The 15,549-nt window shown below is 71.9% G+C and carries 11 protein-coding genes and 2 pseudogenes; 6 read left to right on the forward strand and 7 right to left on the reverse strand.

Annotated features, from left to right (window positions below):
- Positions 1–18: 18 nt before the first annotated feature.
- Positions 19–420 (reverse strand): pyridoxamine 5'-phosphate oxidase family protein, encoded by a 402-nt coding sequence (locus tag JRG78_RS02520; RefSeq protein ID WP_259607421.1) that lies wholly within the window; start codon positions 418–420, stop codon positions 19–21.
- A 196-nt stretch (positions 421–616) separates the two neighbouring features.
- Here JRG78_RS02520 and JRG78_RS02525 point away from each other — a divergent pair, with 196 nt between their 5' ends.
- On the forward strand, positions 617–3,073 hold the full coding sequence (locus JRG78_RS02525; RefSeq protein WP_259607422.1) for an ATP-dependent helicase: 2,457 nt from the start codon (positions 617–619) through the stop codon (positions 3,071–3,073).
- 383 nt (positions 3,074–3,456) lie between these two features.
- Positions 3,457–4,635: an SseB family protein gene (locus JRG78_RS02530; protein ID WP_259607423.1), complete on the forward strand. Its 1,179-nt coding sequence runs from the start codon at positions 3,457–3,459 to the stop codon at positions 4,633–4,635.
- 37 nt (positions 4,636–4,672) lie between these two features.
- On the opposite strand, the pseudogene JRG78_RS02535 reads toward JRG78_RS02530, so the two are convergent.
- Positions 4,673–5,803, reverse strand: a pseudogene (locus JRG78_RS02535) (aminotransferase class III-fold pyridoxal phosphate-dependent enzyme); the annotation flags it as partial.
- 189 nt (positions 5,804–5,992) lie between these two features.
- Between JRG78_RS02535 and ligD the strand changes: the two are divergent.
- Positions 5,993–7,060, forward strand: coding sequence for a non-homologous end-joining DNA ligase (gene ligD / locus JRG78_RS02540; protein ID WP_259607424.1), 1,068 nt, complete (start codon positions 5,993–5,995; stop codon positions 7,058–7,060).
- Positions 7,061–7,362: 302 nt separating this feature from the next.
- Here ligD and JRG78_RS02545 read toward each other — a convergent pair whose 3' ends face one another.
- Positions 7,363–8,403, reverse strand: coding sequence for an ATP-dependent DNA ligase (locus JRG78_RS02545; protein ID WP_259607425.1), 1,041 nt, complete (start codon positions 8,401–8,403; stop codon positions 7,363–7,365).
- A gap of 123 nt (positions 8,404–8,526) precedes the next feature.
- Positions 8,527–9,978, reverse strand: coding sequence for a phytoene desaturase family protein (locus JRG78_RS02550; RefSeq protein ID WP_259607426.1), 1,452 nt, complete (start codon positions 9,976–9,978; stop codon positions 8,527–8,529).
- A gap of 112 nt (positions 9,979–10,090) precedes the next feature.
- Between JRG78_RS02550 and JRG78_RS02555 the strand changes: the two genes are divergently transcribed.
- Positions 10,091–10,588: a hypothetical protein gene (locus JRG78_RS02555; RefSeq protein ID WP_259607427.1), complete on the forward strand. Its 498-nt coding sequence runs from the start codon at positions 10,091–10,093 to the stop codon at positions 10,586–10,588.
- A 137-nt stretch (positions 10,589–10,725) separates the two neighbouring features.
- On the forward strand, positions 10,726–11,121 hold the full coding sequence (locus tag JRG78_RS02560) for a DoxX family protein (RefSeq protein ID WP_259607428.1): 396 nt from the start codon (positions 10,726–10,728) through the stop codon (positions 11,119–11,121).
- Between the two features lie 14 nt (positions 11,122–11,135).
- Here the strand turns inward: JRG78_RS02560 and JRG78_RS02565 are convergent, their stop codons facing one another.
- Positions 11,136–12,737 carry an inorganic phosphate transporter gene (locus tag JRG78_RS02565; RefSeq protein WP_259607429.1) on the reverse strand — a complete coding sequence of 534 codons (1,602 nt, stop codon included), beginning with the start codon at positions 12,735–12,737 and terminating at the stop codon, positions 11,136–11,138.
- A gap of 204 nt (positions 12,738–12,941) precedes the next feature.
- On the opposite strand from JRG78_RS02565, the pseudogene JRG78_RS02570 reads away from it, so the two are divergent.
- Positions 12,942–13,340, forward strand: a pseudogene (locus tag JRG78_RS02570) (Na+/H+ antiporter NhaA); the annotation flags it as partial.
- A 105-nt stretch (positions 13,341–13,445) separates the two neighbouring features.
- Here the strand turns inward: JRG78_RS02570 and JRG78_RS02575 are convergent.
- Positions 13,446–14,795 carry an acyl-CoA dehydrogenase family protein gene (locus tag JRG78_RS02575; RefSeq protein ID WP_259607430.1) on the reverse strand — a complete coding sequence of 450 codons (1,350 nt, stop codon included), beginning with the start codon at positions 14,793–14,795 and terminating at the stop codon, positions 13,446–13,448.
- A 67-nt stretch (positions 14,796–14,862) separates the two neighbouring features.
- Positions 14,863–15,534 (reverse strand): TetR/AcrR family transcriptional regulator, encoded by a 672-nt coding sequence (locus JRG78_RS02580; protein ID WP_259607431.1) that lies wholly within the window; start codon positions 15,532–15,534, stop codon positions 14,863–14,865.
- Between the last annotated feature and the right edge of the window lie 15 nt (positions 15,535–15,549).

The following is a 15,549-nucleotide window of genomic DNA, read 5'->3' on the forward strand; positions in this document are numbered from 1 at the left end:
ACGCGCGCGGCGGCGGCGTCAGCGGCGCGGGCGCTGCACCCGGCGGCCGGACACCAGCTCCGGCCGCAGCCGCAGCGCCAGCGACCTCTCGCCGCCGGCCCAGGGCTGCACGCGACGCGTGCCGGGGACGGCCGCCAGCTCCTCGTCCGACATCACGGTGACCGGGCCGTTCAGCAGCACGCTCCAGCCGCCGCCGCTCAGGTCGTCGTGATGGTCGATCTCGAACGCGACGAGCTCGGTGCTGTCGGGCAGTTCGCTGATCGGCCCCTCCGGCGAGGTCCGCACGACGATGTCATGGCCGTCGAGGAGGAAGTTCACCGGGATCACATGCACCCGGCCCTCATGGACGAAGCCCAGCCGGCCCACGGTCGTGGTGCCCAGCAGCTCGATGCACTGCTGCTCGCTCAGCTCGGTGATCATCGCGGCACCTCCTTCGGTCTCTGCGATCGTACCCCTCCCGTCCGGGCTCGGGGTCGGGCCCGGGGTCGGGGTCGGCCCCGGGGCCGGGGTCGGCAGCCGGGGCGGGGTCGGCAGCCGGGGCGGGGACCGGCGCCCGGCACCAGGCCGATGCACGCCGAGCCTCGACGTCCGAAGCCCGGCCTAGACTCGTGAGGACATGATCGACGCGCCCCTCACCGTTCCCGCATCCGCCCCGTCGCAGGGCGGCGACCCGCTTCTCGCCGGGCTCAACCCCCAACAGCTCGAGGCGGTCACCTACCGCGGCAAGGCGCTGCTCATCGTCGCCGGCGCCGGGTCGGGCAAGACCAGCGTGCTCACCCGGCGGATCGCGCTGCTGCTGCGACAGCGCGAGGCGTGGCCGAGTCAGATCCTGGCGATCACCTTCACCAACAAGGCCGCGGGCGAGATGCGCGAGCGCGTCGAGGCGCTGGTCGGGGATTCCGCGCGCGGCATGTGGATCTCCACCTTCCACTCCGCCTGCGTGCGGATCCTGCGGCGCGAGGCCGAGCAGTTCGGCTTCACCCGCTCCTTCACGATCTACGACTCCGGCGACTCGCGGGCGCTGCTGAAGCGTCTGGTCAAGGAGCACGAGGGGGATGCGTACGGCCTCACCCCGGCATCCGTGCAGGGGCGCATCTCGAAGCTCAAGAACGAGTTGACGGATGCCGAGGGGCACGCGCGTCAGGCGAACCTGAGCGACCCGGCGGAGCGCATCTTCACGGAGATCTTCAGCGACTACCAGCGGGCGCTGCAGAAGGCGAACGCCTTCGACTTCGACGACCTGATCGCGCAGACGGTGTTCCTGTTCCGGGCGTTCCCGCACGTCGCGGACACCTACCGGCGCCGATTCCGGCACATCCTCGTCGACGAGTACCAGGACACCAACCACGCCCAGTACGCCCTGATCCACGAGCTCACCCGCCCGGTGTCGGGGGCATCCTCGGCCGCACCCGAGCCGTATGCCATGAACGGCATGATGATCTTCGAGCCGGAGCCGTCCGGTGCCGAGCCGGGCGGACCCGAGGACGGCGCCTCGCTGACCGTCGTCGGCGACTCCGACCAGTCCATCTACGCCTTCCGCGGGGCGGACATCCGCAACATCACCGAGTTCGAGCGCGACTTCCCGGGCGCGAAGGTGGTGCTGCTGGAGCAGAACTACCGGTCCACGCAGAACATCCTCTCCGCGGCGAACGCCGTGATCGGGCACAACTTCGACCGCAAGGCGAAGAACCTGTGGAGCGATAAGGGCCCGGGCGAGAAGATCGTCGGCTTCACCGGGTACTCGCAGCACGACGAGGCGCAGTTCGTCGCGGACGAGATCGAGGCGCTGCACCGCGCCGGGATGCCGTACTCGGAGATGGCGGCGTTCTACCGCACCAACTCGCAGTCCCGCGCACTGGAGGAGATCTTCATCCGCGCCGCCGTGCCGTACAAGATCATGGGCGGCACGAAGTTCTACGAGCGTGCCGAGATCAAGGACGCGCTGGCCTATCTCGTCGCGGTGGCGAACCCGGCCGACGACATGGCGGTGCGTCGCATCCTGAACAAGCCGCGCCGAGGCATCGGCGAGGTCACCGAGACGGCGATCGCGCGATTCGCGGAGGAGCACGGCATCAGCTTCCGTCAGGCGCTGGCGCATCCGGGTGAGCTGGGCGTCGGCCCCAAGCTGCAGGCGGCCATCGCCCAGCTGGACGCGGTGCTCACCGAGGCCGCTGCCGTGATGACGCCGGCATCCGGGGAGGTGCCTCCGGCGACGGCGGTCGCCGAAGGGCTCACCCTGCTGCTGTCCAAGAGCGGGTACTTCGACGCGCTGCGTGCCAGCCGCGACCCGCAGGACGAGGCGCGGCTGGAGAACCTCGACGAATTCGTCGCCGTCGCGCGCGACTTCGCCCGCAACAACCCGGACGGTGCGCTCGTGGACTTCCTCACCGACGTCGCGCTCGTATCGGATGCCGATGACCTCGACGACGCGTCCGGGGCGGTGTCGCTGATGACGATGCACACCGCGAAGGGCCTGGAGTACGACGCGGTGTTCGTCACCGGCGTCGAGGAGGACCTCATCCCGCACCGGATCTCCGCCGGCGAACCGGGCGGGCCGCAGGAGGAGCGCCGGCTGTTCTACGTCGGCATCACGCGAGCGCGCAAGCGCCTGCACCTGTCGCTGGCGATGACCCGGGCGCAGTTCGGCGAGGTGTCGGTGGCGATGCCGAGCCGGTTCCTGCAGGAGATCCCGGCCGAGCTGATCGACTGGCGGCAGTCCCCCGAGGACGTCAATTCCCGCGGCGGCATGCAGTCCCGCGCGCTGAACGCGCGACGGCCCGGCGGCGGCTTCGGATCCGGCGGCGACCGTTTCGGCGCGAAGCCGCTGCCGAAGAGCGAGCTCAAGCCGCTGTCGACCGCGATGGACAAGTTCGCGAACAAGGTCACCTCGAAGGTGCGCGACAACGGCGACCTGGAGCTGGCCGCCGGCGACCGCATCCGGCACGACGACTTCGGAGAGGGACGCGTCGAGGCGGTCACCGGTGACGGAGCCAAGCGCATCGCACACGTGCGGTTCGACACCGCGGGCCAGAAGAAGCTCCTCATCAAGATCGCCCCGATCGTCAAGCTCTGACCGGGGTGGGGCGTTTCGTCTCGCTGCGCTCGCTCAACGACCGGGGGCGGCCTTCTTTCCGGTCGTTGAGCGGGGAGCGCAGCGACGAGACGAACCTTTCCGGTCGTTGAGCGAGGACGGCGAAGCCGACCGAGACGAAACGCTCTGCCTCGTCGGGGCGTTTCGTCTCGCTGCGCTCGCTCAACGACCGGGGGCGGCCTTCTTTCCGGTCGTTGAGCGAGGACGGCGAAGCCGACCGAGACGAAACGCTCTGCCTCGTCGGGGCGTTTCGTCTCGCTGCGCTCGCTCAACGACCAGGGGGAGAGGGGGCGCTTGCCTCTGGTGGGGCGTTTCGTCTCGCTGCGCTCGCTCAACGACCAGGGTCGCCGGTTAGGCTGGCACATATGGCCCTGTTCTCCCGCCGCAAGAAGCCGGCCGACACCGCCGTCGAGCCGCTCGCCGAGGAAGCCGTCGAGACCGAGGCATCGGGTCCCCCCGACCGCGCCGACTCGGCCGCCGCCGAGACCGCTCCGGCGGAGCCCGTCCCCGAGGTGAACATCACGGTGCAGGCCTTCCGCGGCGTCGGCGCTGAGGCCGGGCCTGAGGTCCGCCTGCCCGAGCAGCCGGCTTCCGACACGAGCGTTGCCGCAGGGGCATCCGGAACCACGGCGCAGACCGCGCCCCCGGCATCCGCCCCCACCGCACCCACGGCATCCGCCGCCGCGAACACTCCGCAGGCACCCCCGAAGCTGCCCCTCGCACCCGCCCAGCCGCCCGCGCAGACTCGCACCGTCGAGGGGCTCAACGACAACGTCCTCCTGCGCGAGGCGCTCGCCCAGCTGGAGGAGGGCGCGACGAACGAGCAGCTGCTCGGCGTGCTGCGCCAGTCGCTGCAAGGGCACCTGTACCTGCGCGTGCACGGCGACGCGCGGCAGCAGATCAGTGAAGGCAAGCCGCTCTCGGTCGGCGTGGTCCGCGACGGCGAGCGGTCGTTCATGCTCGCGTACAGTTCCGGCGCCGCACTGCGGGCATCCGTGCAGGGCGATGCCGAGGCGGCGAACACGTCGGCGATCGCCCAGCCGGTGACCTCGGTGTACCAGCAGGTGGTCAAGGGCGGTTTCACCGGCCTCATCATCGACAACAGCTCCGCCCCGCACCGCGCCGTCTTCCCCACCGAGCTGCTGCAGAAGACCCTGGAGCAGGGCGACGAGCAGATGACGCTGAAGACCGTGCTCGCCGCGCCCCGGCAGCCGGACTCGGTGTCCCGCGTGGCGGAGGCGCTGGCCCGCAGCCGCACCTGGGTCGCCGTCAACGACGGAGCCAACGGCCAAGCCGTCGGCATCGCCGAGGCGCGCACCGCCGACGGGCGCCGCTACCTGCAGGTGTTCTCGCACCCGCTCGAGGTGGTCGCCCTCGGACGCGGCGACCGTCCGATGCCGTTCGCGCCCGAGCAGCTGGCGAAGGTGCTGCGCAGCCACGAGGAGATCGCCGGGGTGATCGTCGACGTCGCCGGCCCGTCCATCGCGGTGGACCGCGACGCCCTCGCGCCGCTGCTCGTCCTCGCGGTCGACGTCGGCGACTGAGACCGACCCCCCGGACACTCGGCCGCCGACGCCCGGATCAGAGCGTGAAGCGCGTGAGCGCGTCCGCGATGATCCTGATGCCGCGTCGGGCATCCTCCTCCGTCACGACCGCGGGCGGCACCACATGGATGCGGTTGTCAGCGGTGAACGGCAGCAGGCCGTGTGCGATGAGATCCGACTTCAGGCGTCCCATCTGCGCCGGCGTCAGCGGCGTGCGCTCCGCCCGGTCGCTGACCAACTCGATGGCCCAGAACACCCCGCTCCCGCGCACCTCGCCGACGAGGGGCTGCGATTCGGCGAGCTCGGCCAGCGCCGGCCCGATCACCTCGGCGCCGATGCGCTTCGCGCCCTCGACGATGCCCTCCTCGCGCATCGCGTCGATCGTCGCGACGATCGACGCCGCGGCGAGCGGATGCCCGGAGTAGGTGAGCCCGCCGGGGAAGACCCGCTCGTCGAAGTGGTGCGCGATCGGGTCGGAGATGACGACGCCCCCGACCGGGACGTAGCCGGAGTTGACGCCCTTGACGAAGGTGATGAGGTCGGGTCGCACGTCGAAGGCGTCGAAGGCGAACCACTCGCCCGTACGGCCGAACCCGGCCATCACCTCGTCGAGGATCAGCACGATGCCGTAGCGGTCGCAGATCTCGCGCACGCCGGGGAGGTAGCCGGGCGGCGGGGTCAGGATGCCGGCCGTGCCCGGGATGGTCTCCAGGAGCAGCGCGGCGATGGTCTCCGCACCCTCGAGCTGGATGACCCGCTCCAGGTGGTGCAGGGCGCGGGCGCACTCCTCCTCCGGGGTGGACGCCCAGAACTCCGAGCGGTACAGATACGGACCGAAGAAGTGCACGTGCCCACGGGCGTACTCGTTGGGGATGCGCCGCCAGTCGCCGGTCGCGACGATCGCCGCCCCGGTGTTGCCGTGGTAGGAGCGGTACCGGGACAGCACCTTGTCCCGCCCGGTGTACAGGCGGGCCATCCGGATGGCGTTCTCGACGGCATCCGCACCGCCGTTCGTGAAGAACACCTTCTCGAAGCCGGCGCCCGCGAGCTCCAGGATGCGCTCGGCCGCCTGCGCGCGCGTCTCGTTCGCCACGGCCGGACCGATCGTGGCGAGGGTGGCGGCCTGCTCCTGGATCGCCGCCACGACCTTCGGATGCTGGTACCCGATGGCTCCTCAGGGGTCGGGCGCGGATGGGGCAACGCTAGAACCCGGGGCCGCGCGCCGGCGTCGAGGATTTGTCGGATGCCGCAGCGCTCGCTCGACAGTCTGTCCAGAGGTGCTCGGGGGATCGCCGGCGAGCCGGTGCGGATCGAGGGAGGCTGTCGCGCGGGGCATCCGTCGTTCTAGGGTCGGAACATGGCCTCCGAGCGCATCACGCTGACCGTGTCCGACCCCGACGGGGAGCGCGACGTCGTGCTGTCCAGCCCGAACCGGGTGGTCTGGCCGCCCGCCGAGGGCGCCGGCGACGGCATCACCAAGGCGGAGTACGCGGAGTACGCCCAGCAGGTCGCCGGTCCCTTCCTCGCCGCGAACGGCAACCGGCCGGTGTCTCTGGAGCGGTTCCGGGACGGCATCGAGGGCGAGGGGTTCTTCTCGAAGAATCCGCCGAAGGGCACGCCGGACTACGTCGACGCCGTGACGGTCACGTACAACAGCGGCCGCCGGCATCCGCAGATCGTGCTCAACCGGCCGAGCGCGCTGGTCTGGGCGGTGCAGATGAACACGATCGTGTTCCACCCCTGGGCGTCCAGGGCGGACGACACCGACAACCCGGTCGAGCTGCGCATCGACCTCGACCCGCAGCCGGGGACGGGCATCGCGCAGGCGATCCCGGCGGCGCACGAGCTGCGCGCCGTGCTGCGCGAGGCGGGGCTGGAGCCGTTCATCAAGACCAGCGGCAACCGCGGGCTGCACGTGTTCTGCCCGATCGTGCCGGAGTGGGAGTTCCTCACGGTGCGGCACGCGGTGATCGCCGCCGGGCGGGAGCTGGAGCGGCGGATGCCGGACCGGGTCACGACCAGCTGGTGGAAGGAGGAGCGCGGGGAGCGGATCTTCGTCGACTTCAACCAGGCCAACCGCGACCGGACGATGGCCGGGGCGTACAGCCCGCGCGCCCTGCCCGGCGCCCCGGTGTCGACGCCGATCCACTGGGAGGAGCTCGACGACGTCGATCCGCGCCTCTTCACGGTGCTCACGGTGCCGCAGCGGCTCGCCGATGTCGGCGACCCGTGGGAGCGGATGCAGGAGAACCCGGGCCGCATCGACACGCTGCTGGAGTGGTGGGAGCGGGACGTCGAGAACGGGCTGGGCGAGATGCCGTTTCCGCCGGAGTTCCCGAAGATGCCCGGGGAGCCCCCGCGCGTGCAGCCGAGCAAGAAGGTCGCCGAGAACTGGGACGCCGAGGGCAACCGCATCGAGGACTGACCGCCGCCCCCGGCCCCGGCTTCACGGCCCCTGGGGCTCCGGTTTCCCGGCCCGCGGGGCCCGGGCTTCACGGGCCGCGGGGCCTCCGGCCCCTGGACCCGCGGCGGCCTGGCCCGCTGTGCCTCTCCTGGGGACCAGTGCCGTGCGGGCGGAACGACCGGCGCGGAACCACCGACGCGGGGCGGTGGGCGGCCGGGCGACGGCTCGCGGGCCGGGCGACGGAGGGCGAGCGCAGCGGGGGCCGAGCGACGGGGCGGGGCGCGGGCGACGGGGCGGGGTGCGGAGTCGGCGCCGGGCGCGGGTCAGGTGAGGACGTCGGCGAGGTCGTAGCCGGCGACCGTGTCGAGCTGGTCGAAGGTGCAGGAGCGGGCATCCCGATCGGGGCGCCAGCGCTCGAACTGCACGGTGTGCCGGAACCGCATCCCCTCGAGCTGGTCGTACCGCACCTCGAGCACCCGCTCGGGGCGCAGCCGCACGAACGAGACGTCCTTCGCGCCGGTGAACCGCGAGCGCTCGCCCTCCCCGGTGACCGCGCGCCCCTCGGCATCCCGCTCCACGAGGGGATCCAGCTCCTCGACGAGCCGCTGGCGCATGGCGTCGCTCCACGCCGCCACGCCGCCCACCTGGTGCAGCACCCCGTCCTGCCCGTACAGGCCGACGAGCAGCGAGCCGACACCCGACCCGCTCTTGTGCACCCGGTAGCCCAGCGCGACCACGTCCGCGGTGCGCGCGTGCTTCACCTTGATCAGGGTGCGCTTACCGGGGGCATACGGCTGGTCCAGCGGCTTCGCGACGACGCCGTCGAGCCCGGCGCCCTCGAACTCGGCGAGCCAGCGGCCGGCGAGATCCGGGTCCTCGGTCGTACGCGTCAGGTGCAGCGGATGCCGGGCGCCGGCGAGCAGCGCCTCCAGCCGGTCGCGGCGCTCGCGGAAGGGCCGGTCGTGGAGGAGCTCGTCGCCGTCGGCGAGGAGGTCGAAGGCGATGAACATCGCGGGCGTCTCGGCGGCGAGCTTGCGCACGCGGGACTCGGCCGGATGGATCCGCTGGCTGAGCGCCTCCCAGTCCAGCCGCTGCCGCCCCGGCTCGCCGGTGGCGACGACGATCTCCCCGTCGAGCAGGCACGGTCCGGGCAGGATCTCGGTCAGGCTCGCCACCAGCTCCGGGAAGTACCGGGTCAGCGGCTTCGCGCCCCGGGATCCGATCTCCAGGCGCTCGCCGTCCCAGGCGACCAGCCCGCGGAATCCGTCCCACTTCGGCTCGTACAGCAGCCCGCCCGCGAACTTCGCCGGATCGGGGACCGTGGTCGCGGCCTTGGCAAGCATGGGTGCCGGGATGTCGTACATGGCTCCATCCTGAGCCACTGGGCGACCCCGCACCACCCGCCACATTGTGTCGTGAGCTGCGGGTCGGAGCTCGGCCGACCGGCACTTCGGGACACAATGTGGCGCGAACGGCGGGTCGGGAGGTCAGCGGAACAGGTCCGCCAGCGACGCCGGCGTGCCGGCATCCCGCAGCGCCGCCTGCGCGGCGAGCCAGCCGGCCATGCCGTTCACCCCGGGCCCGGGAGGCGTCGCGGCCGAGGCGAGGTACACGCCCCGCATCGGGGTGCGCCACGGCGTGGGGGACAGGATCGGACGCCGGGCGGCCTGCAGCATGGTGAAGGTCCCGCCGAGGATGTCTCCGCCGATCTCCGCCGGGTTCACGGCTTCCCGCGCGGATGCGGGGATCGCGTGCGCGGCGAGCACCCGCTGCCGGAACCCCGGGGCGAACCGCTCCACCTGCCGGGTGATCAGCTCGGTGACGTCCAGCGTCGAATCCGCCGGAACGTGGATGTACGCCCACAGCACGCTCGTGCCCTCGGGGGAGCGGCTCGGGTCGAGCACCGACGGCTGCACCGCCAGCACGTACGGGCGCTCGCTCACGCGCCCCCGCGCCACGGCGTTCTCGCTGTCCCAGATCTCCTCGCGCGTGCCGCCGATGTGCACGGTCGGCGACCGGGCGACGAGCGGGTTCGCCCACGGGATCGGCCCGTCCACCGCGAAGTCCACCTTCGCCGCCGCCGGTCCGTAGCGGTACGACCGCAGGGCCCGCGCGTACCGGGCGGGAACGTCCGGGTGGGTCAGGGCGAGCCGCGGCGTGCTGTTGAGCATCAGCAGATCGCCGCGCGCCGGATCGCCCCAGTCCAGCTCGCCCAGGTCGCGCACGTGCACCCCGGTGCGGATGCGGCCGCCGTGCTCCTCCAGGTCCTGCTGCAGGGCATCCGCGATGCGCTGCGAGCCGCCGCGGGGATACGCCCAGCCGCCCGCGTGGGCGTGCGCGGCCAGCAGCAGGCCGGCCGCGGCGCCGCTCAGCGACGGCAGCGGCCGGTTCGCGTGCGCCATCACCCCGGCCAGCAGCGCCGCCCCCTCCGCGGTGCGGAACACGCGCGCCGCGAGCGCGGTGCCCTGCTCGGCGACGCGGAGCGCGTAGCGCAGAGCGGTGAGCGGATGCCCGGGGATCCGCAGCAGCGCGTGCCCGGTGAAGTCCGCGACGCCCTCGATGCGACGCGCGAGCGGGCGCAGCAGCGCGCGCCACTCCCGGGCATCCGGTCCGAGCGCCTCCGCGGTGCGCTCGAGGTCCTGCCAGGCCACGGCCGCGCGGCCGCCGTCGAGCGGATGCGCGTACGAGATCTCCGGCCGCACCCAGTCGATCCGCTCCGCGATGCCGAAGGCCTGGAAGAACGGGGAGGCGAGGGTGGCCGGATGCACCGCCGAGCACACGTCGTGGTGGAATCCGGGGAGCGGGCCCTCGAGCGTGCGCACCCCGCCGCCGATCGTAGCGGCGGCCTCCAGCACCTCGACGTCGTAGCCCGCGCGCGCCAGGCTCACAGCCGCGGCGAGCCCGTTGGGTCCGCTGCCGATCACCGTCGCGCGTGCCATGTCCCCCAGTGTGTCACGCTCGGATGCGGGGGCGGATGCCGGGTTCGCGGGCGGATGCCGGGCGCTCAGCGCCCGGTGCGACGGGCGCTCCGGCCGTGCGATCCTGGAGGGGATGAACGAAGTCCAGGGCCCCACCCCCGCCGGAACCTCCCGCCCCTACCGATCCCTCGCCGAGGCGCTCCGCGCGCATCGCGTGCCCGAGGAGAACCACGAGTTCATCGCGGCGATCGTCGACGCCGTCGGCGTCACCACCTTCATCGACCGCGGCCGCTACATCGAGGCGATCCGCCGCGGGGAGGGCGCGCCCCTGCACATCGGGAAGACCTACACCAACGGCTTCACCGAGGACGAGCGCATCACCGTCGGCGGCGCCCCACTGCGCCTGCAGCCCAGCGAGGGCCGGGCGCCGTACTTCTACGTCGCGCATCCGAGCACGTACCCGGCATCGCCGGCCCGTCCGAAGCGGACCGCCGGCGCCCGCGCGGCATCCGCGTCGAAGCCGGCCGAGCCGCGCACCCCGCGGATCCCGAAGCCGGTGGAGCGCGACTACGGCGTCTGCGGCGTCTGTTTCATGGTGCGCAACGCCGCCGGCAACTGCGGCTGCGACTGACTCCCCGGCCGCCCGGCCCGACCGGCCGCCCGGCCCGGGTCTGCACCGGTTTCGAATCGCGTGATCGGCTGCCGAACGGCCCGGAACACAGCAGATCAAGCGATTCGGCCCGCGCGGGCTGGGATGATGGAGGGAGCATGGACCTCTTCCTCGTCATCCAGTGGGTGGTGCGCGCCCTCCTCGCGATCGTCTTCGTCGGCATGGGCGTGCTGCACCTCGTGCCGCGCGTGCGCAACAGGATGACGGCGATGATCCCGCCGGGCCTGCGCGGCACGGGCGTCCTCTCCCCCGTGAGCCTCGTGACCGTCTCCGGCGTCGCCGAGATCATCGGTGGCCTCGGCCTGCTCGTGCCCGTCCCCGAGGTGCGGTTCGCAGCCGGCGTGTGGCTCATCGCGCTGCTCATCGCGGTGTTCCCCGCGAACGCCTACGTCGCGCGCGATCCCGAGCGCTTCGGGAGGGTCGCGGTGCCGCTCGTGCCGCGCGTCATCGGCCAGGTCGTGCTCGGCGCGCTCGTGCTCGTCGCGGCCATCTGACCCTGCCTGGCCGCTCAGATGCCGAGCACGAGCGGCAGCACGACGACGCCGAGCGCGCCGATGGCCGCGGCGGCTGGCAGCGTGATGACCCACGCGAGCCCGATCGGCCGCATGAGCCGCCAGTTCGCTGCGCCGTTCACGAGGCCGACCCCGAGCACCGCGCCGATGAGGATGTGCGTGCTCGAGACGGGCAGGCCCAGGAGGCTCGCGGCCATGACGACGCCGGCGGCGGAGAGCTCCGCGGCGAACCCGGAGGCCGGGTGCATCTTCGTCAGGCCCTCGCCGACGGTCTTGATGACCGCGCGCCCGATGAACCACAGCCCCACCACGAGCGCGATGCCGAACGCCAGCATCGCCTGCGGCGGCACAGGAGCCTCTGCATCGATCTCACCGGACTGCAGCACGTCGAGCACGGCCGCGAACGGGCCGATGGCGTTCGCGATGTCGTTCGAGCCGTGGCTGAACGCGAAGGCGCATGCCGTGAACACCTGCATCCAGCTGAACAGCAGGAACGTCGAGCGCTCGAGGTCGCGATGCTTGAGGGTCCTGGCGAAGATGAACACGGCGAGCCACACCGCGGCGCCGATCATCGCGATGATGAGGAACGTGCCGGCGGAGTCGATGTCGAGGTGCAGCGCCTTGAACATGAGCATCGACGTGATGACGATCGCGCCGAACGCGGCGAGCAAGGGCACGCCGGTCTCGAGCGCCCGGTGCGCGTCGATCGCGCTCGCCTCGCGATCGAGCGCGTACCGCTCCTTGAAGTACTCCGACTCGAGCTCGTCGGGGTCGACGTCATCGCCCCACGCGGCGGCGTCCCGAGCCATGGCGTTCGTGTACGCGAGCTGCTGCACCTCCGAGAGTCGCTCGAATCGCGTGCGATGCGATGTGCGGTGCTCGATCCTCCGCTGCTTGATCTCGCGCATGCGCTGGTCGGCTCGCTCGTTGTAGACGAGGATGAAGCGCTTGATGCCGCCGAAGAGCAGCCACGCGACGGCACCGCCGAGCACGGGCGAGAGCACCCACGAGATCGCGATCTGGCCGATCTGATCCCATTGCACCATCTCGAACCCGCCGGTGCCGGTCAGGAAGCCGGTCGTGACGGCGGCGCCGACGATGCCGCCGATGATCGAGTGCGTCGTCGACACGGGCCAGCCCATGCGCGTCGCGATGAGCAGCCAGACGGCGGCGCCGAGCAGCGCCGACATCATGATGACGACGAAGTCCATGGGGTCGATCGCGACGCCAGACAGGTCGACGATGCCGCTGCGGACCGTATCGGTGACCTCGCCGCCGGCGATCACGGCGCCGCCGACCTCGAACACGGCAGCCACCATGAGCGCCTGCTTCATCGACAGCGTGCCTGCACCGACGCTCGTGCCGAACGAGTTCGCGACGTCGTTGCCGCCGATGTTGAAGGCCATGAAGAGGCCGAATCCGATGGCGGTGACGAGCACGAGTCGATTGGCGCCCTCGTCCACGACGCCGAACGACCACAGCACGAACACCGTGAGCGTGATGGCCAGGATGAGGCCGAACGCGACGTGCCACCAGCGGTCGTCGCCCAGGAATCGACGCTCGGAGCGTTGCACGGTCGTGGTCTTGTCGGTCGACATGGCGCCTCTCATGTCCGGGTTCCGTCGTGGGAGCGAACCTACCGCACGGCGGCGAGGCATGGGTGTCCCCGAGGTGACTGGCCGACGTCGAGACGGTGAACGGCCCCTCGGTCGTCTCGCCACGTGCGGCTAGGCTGGAGGCGGTGCGCCGGGAAGCCTGGTCGGCCACGAGCGAATCCGCTCGTGCGATGACGAGGAGACCCCATGCCCATCCGCCGCGCCACCCGTAGGATCGCCGCCCTCGCCCGCGAGGAGACGACCGGCGGCGTGCTGCTCATCGTCGCCGCCGCGCTCGCACTCGCGTTGGCCAACTCGCCGCTCGCCGAGGCGTACGGCGCGCTCGCCGGCACGCACCTCGGCCCCGAGGCGCTGCACCTCGACCTGAGCGTCGCGCACTGGGCCTCCGACGGCCTGCTCGCGATCTTCTTCCTCGTCATCGGCGTCGAGCTCAAGCATGAGCTCACGGTCGGCTCGCTGCGCCGTCCCCGCGAGGCGGCGGTGCCGATCGTGGCGGCGGTCGGCGGCATGCTCGTGCCAGCGATGGTGTTCGTCGGCATCGTGCTCGCGACCGGCGACGCCGCGGCGCTCCACGGCTGGGCGATCCCCACCGCGACCGACATCGCGTTCGCGCTCGGCATCCTCGCGGTGTTCGGCAGAGGCCTGCGCGATTCGAAAGCTGTGGGGACCGGTACAGAACGGGCGAAGTGGTCAGGCGAACGCGCTCATGCCGGTGATGTCGCGGCCGAGCAGCAGGGCCTGGATGCTCTCCGTGCCCTCGTAGGTGTGGATGGCCTCGATGTCGGCCATGTGCTGCATCACGCCGTTCTCCAGCAGGATGCCGTTCCCGCCGAGCAGATCCCGGGCGACCGCGGCGATGCGGCGGGCGGCACGGGTGTTGTGGAACTTCGCCAGCGAGGCCTGCGTCGGACGCAGCTCGCCCGCGGACTCGAGATCGGCCAGGCGCCGGCAGTACAGCTGCATCGCGGTGAGGTCCTCGAGCATATGCGTGAGGCGCTCCTGCACCATCTGGAACTTCGCGAGCGGCTTGCCGAACTGCACCCGCTGCAGCGCGTAGGACAGCGCCGCCTCGTAGCAGGCGGTGGCGTGTCCCAGCGCCGACCACGCCACACCGGAGCGGGTGGCGTAGAGCACGGTGGACGCGTCCTTGAAGCTGCGGGTGCCCGGCAGCACGGCATCCGCCGGCACGCGGACGTCGTCGAGGCGGATGCGGGCCTGATGGATGCCGCGCAGGGACCCCTTCCCCTCGATCACCGTGCCCTGATAGCCCGGGGCGTCCTGCTCGACGAGGAAGCACCGCACGGCGCCGTGGTCCTCCGTGCCCTCGTCGTCGACGCGCGCCCACACCAGCGTGATGCCGCCGGATGCCCCGTTGCCGATCCACTTCTTCGCGCCGCGGATCACCCATTCGAAGGCCCCGTCCGTCGCGGACCCAGAGCCGGTCGCGGACCCTGAGCCGGTCGCGGACCCTGAGCCGGTCGCGGACCCAGAGCCGGACCCTGAGCTTGTCGAAGGGTCACGGCGGGCGGTCGTCTCCAGCGAGACGGAGTCGGAGCCGTGATCCGGCTCGGTGAGCGCGAAGGCCGCCAGCACCGAGGCATCCGCCACCGGCTTCAGCCAGCGCTCCTGCTGCGCGGGGCTGCCGAAGAGGGCGAGCGTGCGCAGCGCGAGACCGCCCTGCACCGCGAGGATCGTGCCGAGGGAGCCGTCGCCGCGGGAGAGCTCCATGTTCACCAGGCCGGCGGCGAGCGGCGAGAGCTTCGTCAGCGCGGGATGGTCGATGCCGTCGGTCACCAGATCGTACGCGCCGAGCCGGCGCGCCGCCTCGAGCGGATACTCCGCCCGGTCCCAGGCATCCCGCATCATCGGCGCCACCTCGGCGACGTACGCGCGTGCCCGCGCCCACACCGCGCGGTCGGCCTCGGGGATGTCGGCGAAGACGGCGTAGTAGTCGGTGTCACGCGGGTCTGTCACGTCGTACCGCTCGACCGTCTCCCCGGGGAAGACGGGCTCGCCGGGGAAGGGGGCTGCGCTGCTCATGAGGGCACTCTACCCGCATCCCGGACCGAGTCTCACATTCCCCGAGACCCGGTGTCACACGATGCCGTCAGTGCTGCTCCGGCGTGAGCTGCGCCTGCACGCGCCGCGACATCTCCGCGACCGGCATCGCGCGCGGGAACACGGCCACCACGATGTCGTCCGGAGACGGCTCGGCCGGCTCGGGCAGCACGCCGTAGCGGCGGCGGACGTCGTCGAGCGCGCTGCGCAGCGCCGACACCGGCACGCGCTTGCCGCGCAGCAGCTGCCGCAGGATGTGGTTGTGCACCGCCGTGACGAGCGCCGAGAAGCCGACGGCGTCGATCGGCGCGATGCCGGGCAGCGCCGTGCGCAGGTACTCGTCGAACAGGCGCTCGTACTGGAACACCGTGACGATCTCGCGCTCGCGTAGCACCGGCACCTCGCGCACGATCTGGTAGCGGCGCCGCGCCATCTCCGGGTCGCGGGCGAAGTGCGCGAACACGTGCTCGGATGCCTCGCACACCGCCGCCCACGGATCGTCGTGCGGTTCGGCGAGGAACGCGCGCAGCTCGTCGATGAGCGCCTCGTGATCGGCGAAGACCACGTCCTCCTTGCCGCCGAACTGTCGGAAGAACGTCGAGCGCGAGACGCCCGCGGCCTTCGCGATCTGCTCGACCGAGGTCTGCTCGAATCCCTGACGGGCGAACAGCTCGAGGGCGGCCGCGACGACGCCGGTGCGGAGCTGAGCCGGTTGCTGCATACCGGAAGCCTAGAC

Origin of the sequence: Microbacterium sp. EF45047 (assembly GCF_028472845.1) — a bacterium.
In the GTDB taxonomy this organism is placed as follows: domain Bacteria; phylum Actinomycetota; class Actinomycetes; order Actinomycetales; family Microbacteriaceae; genus Microbacterium; species Microbacterium neungamense.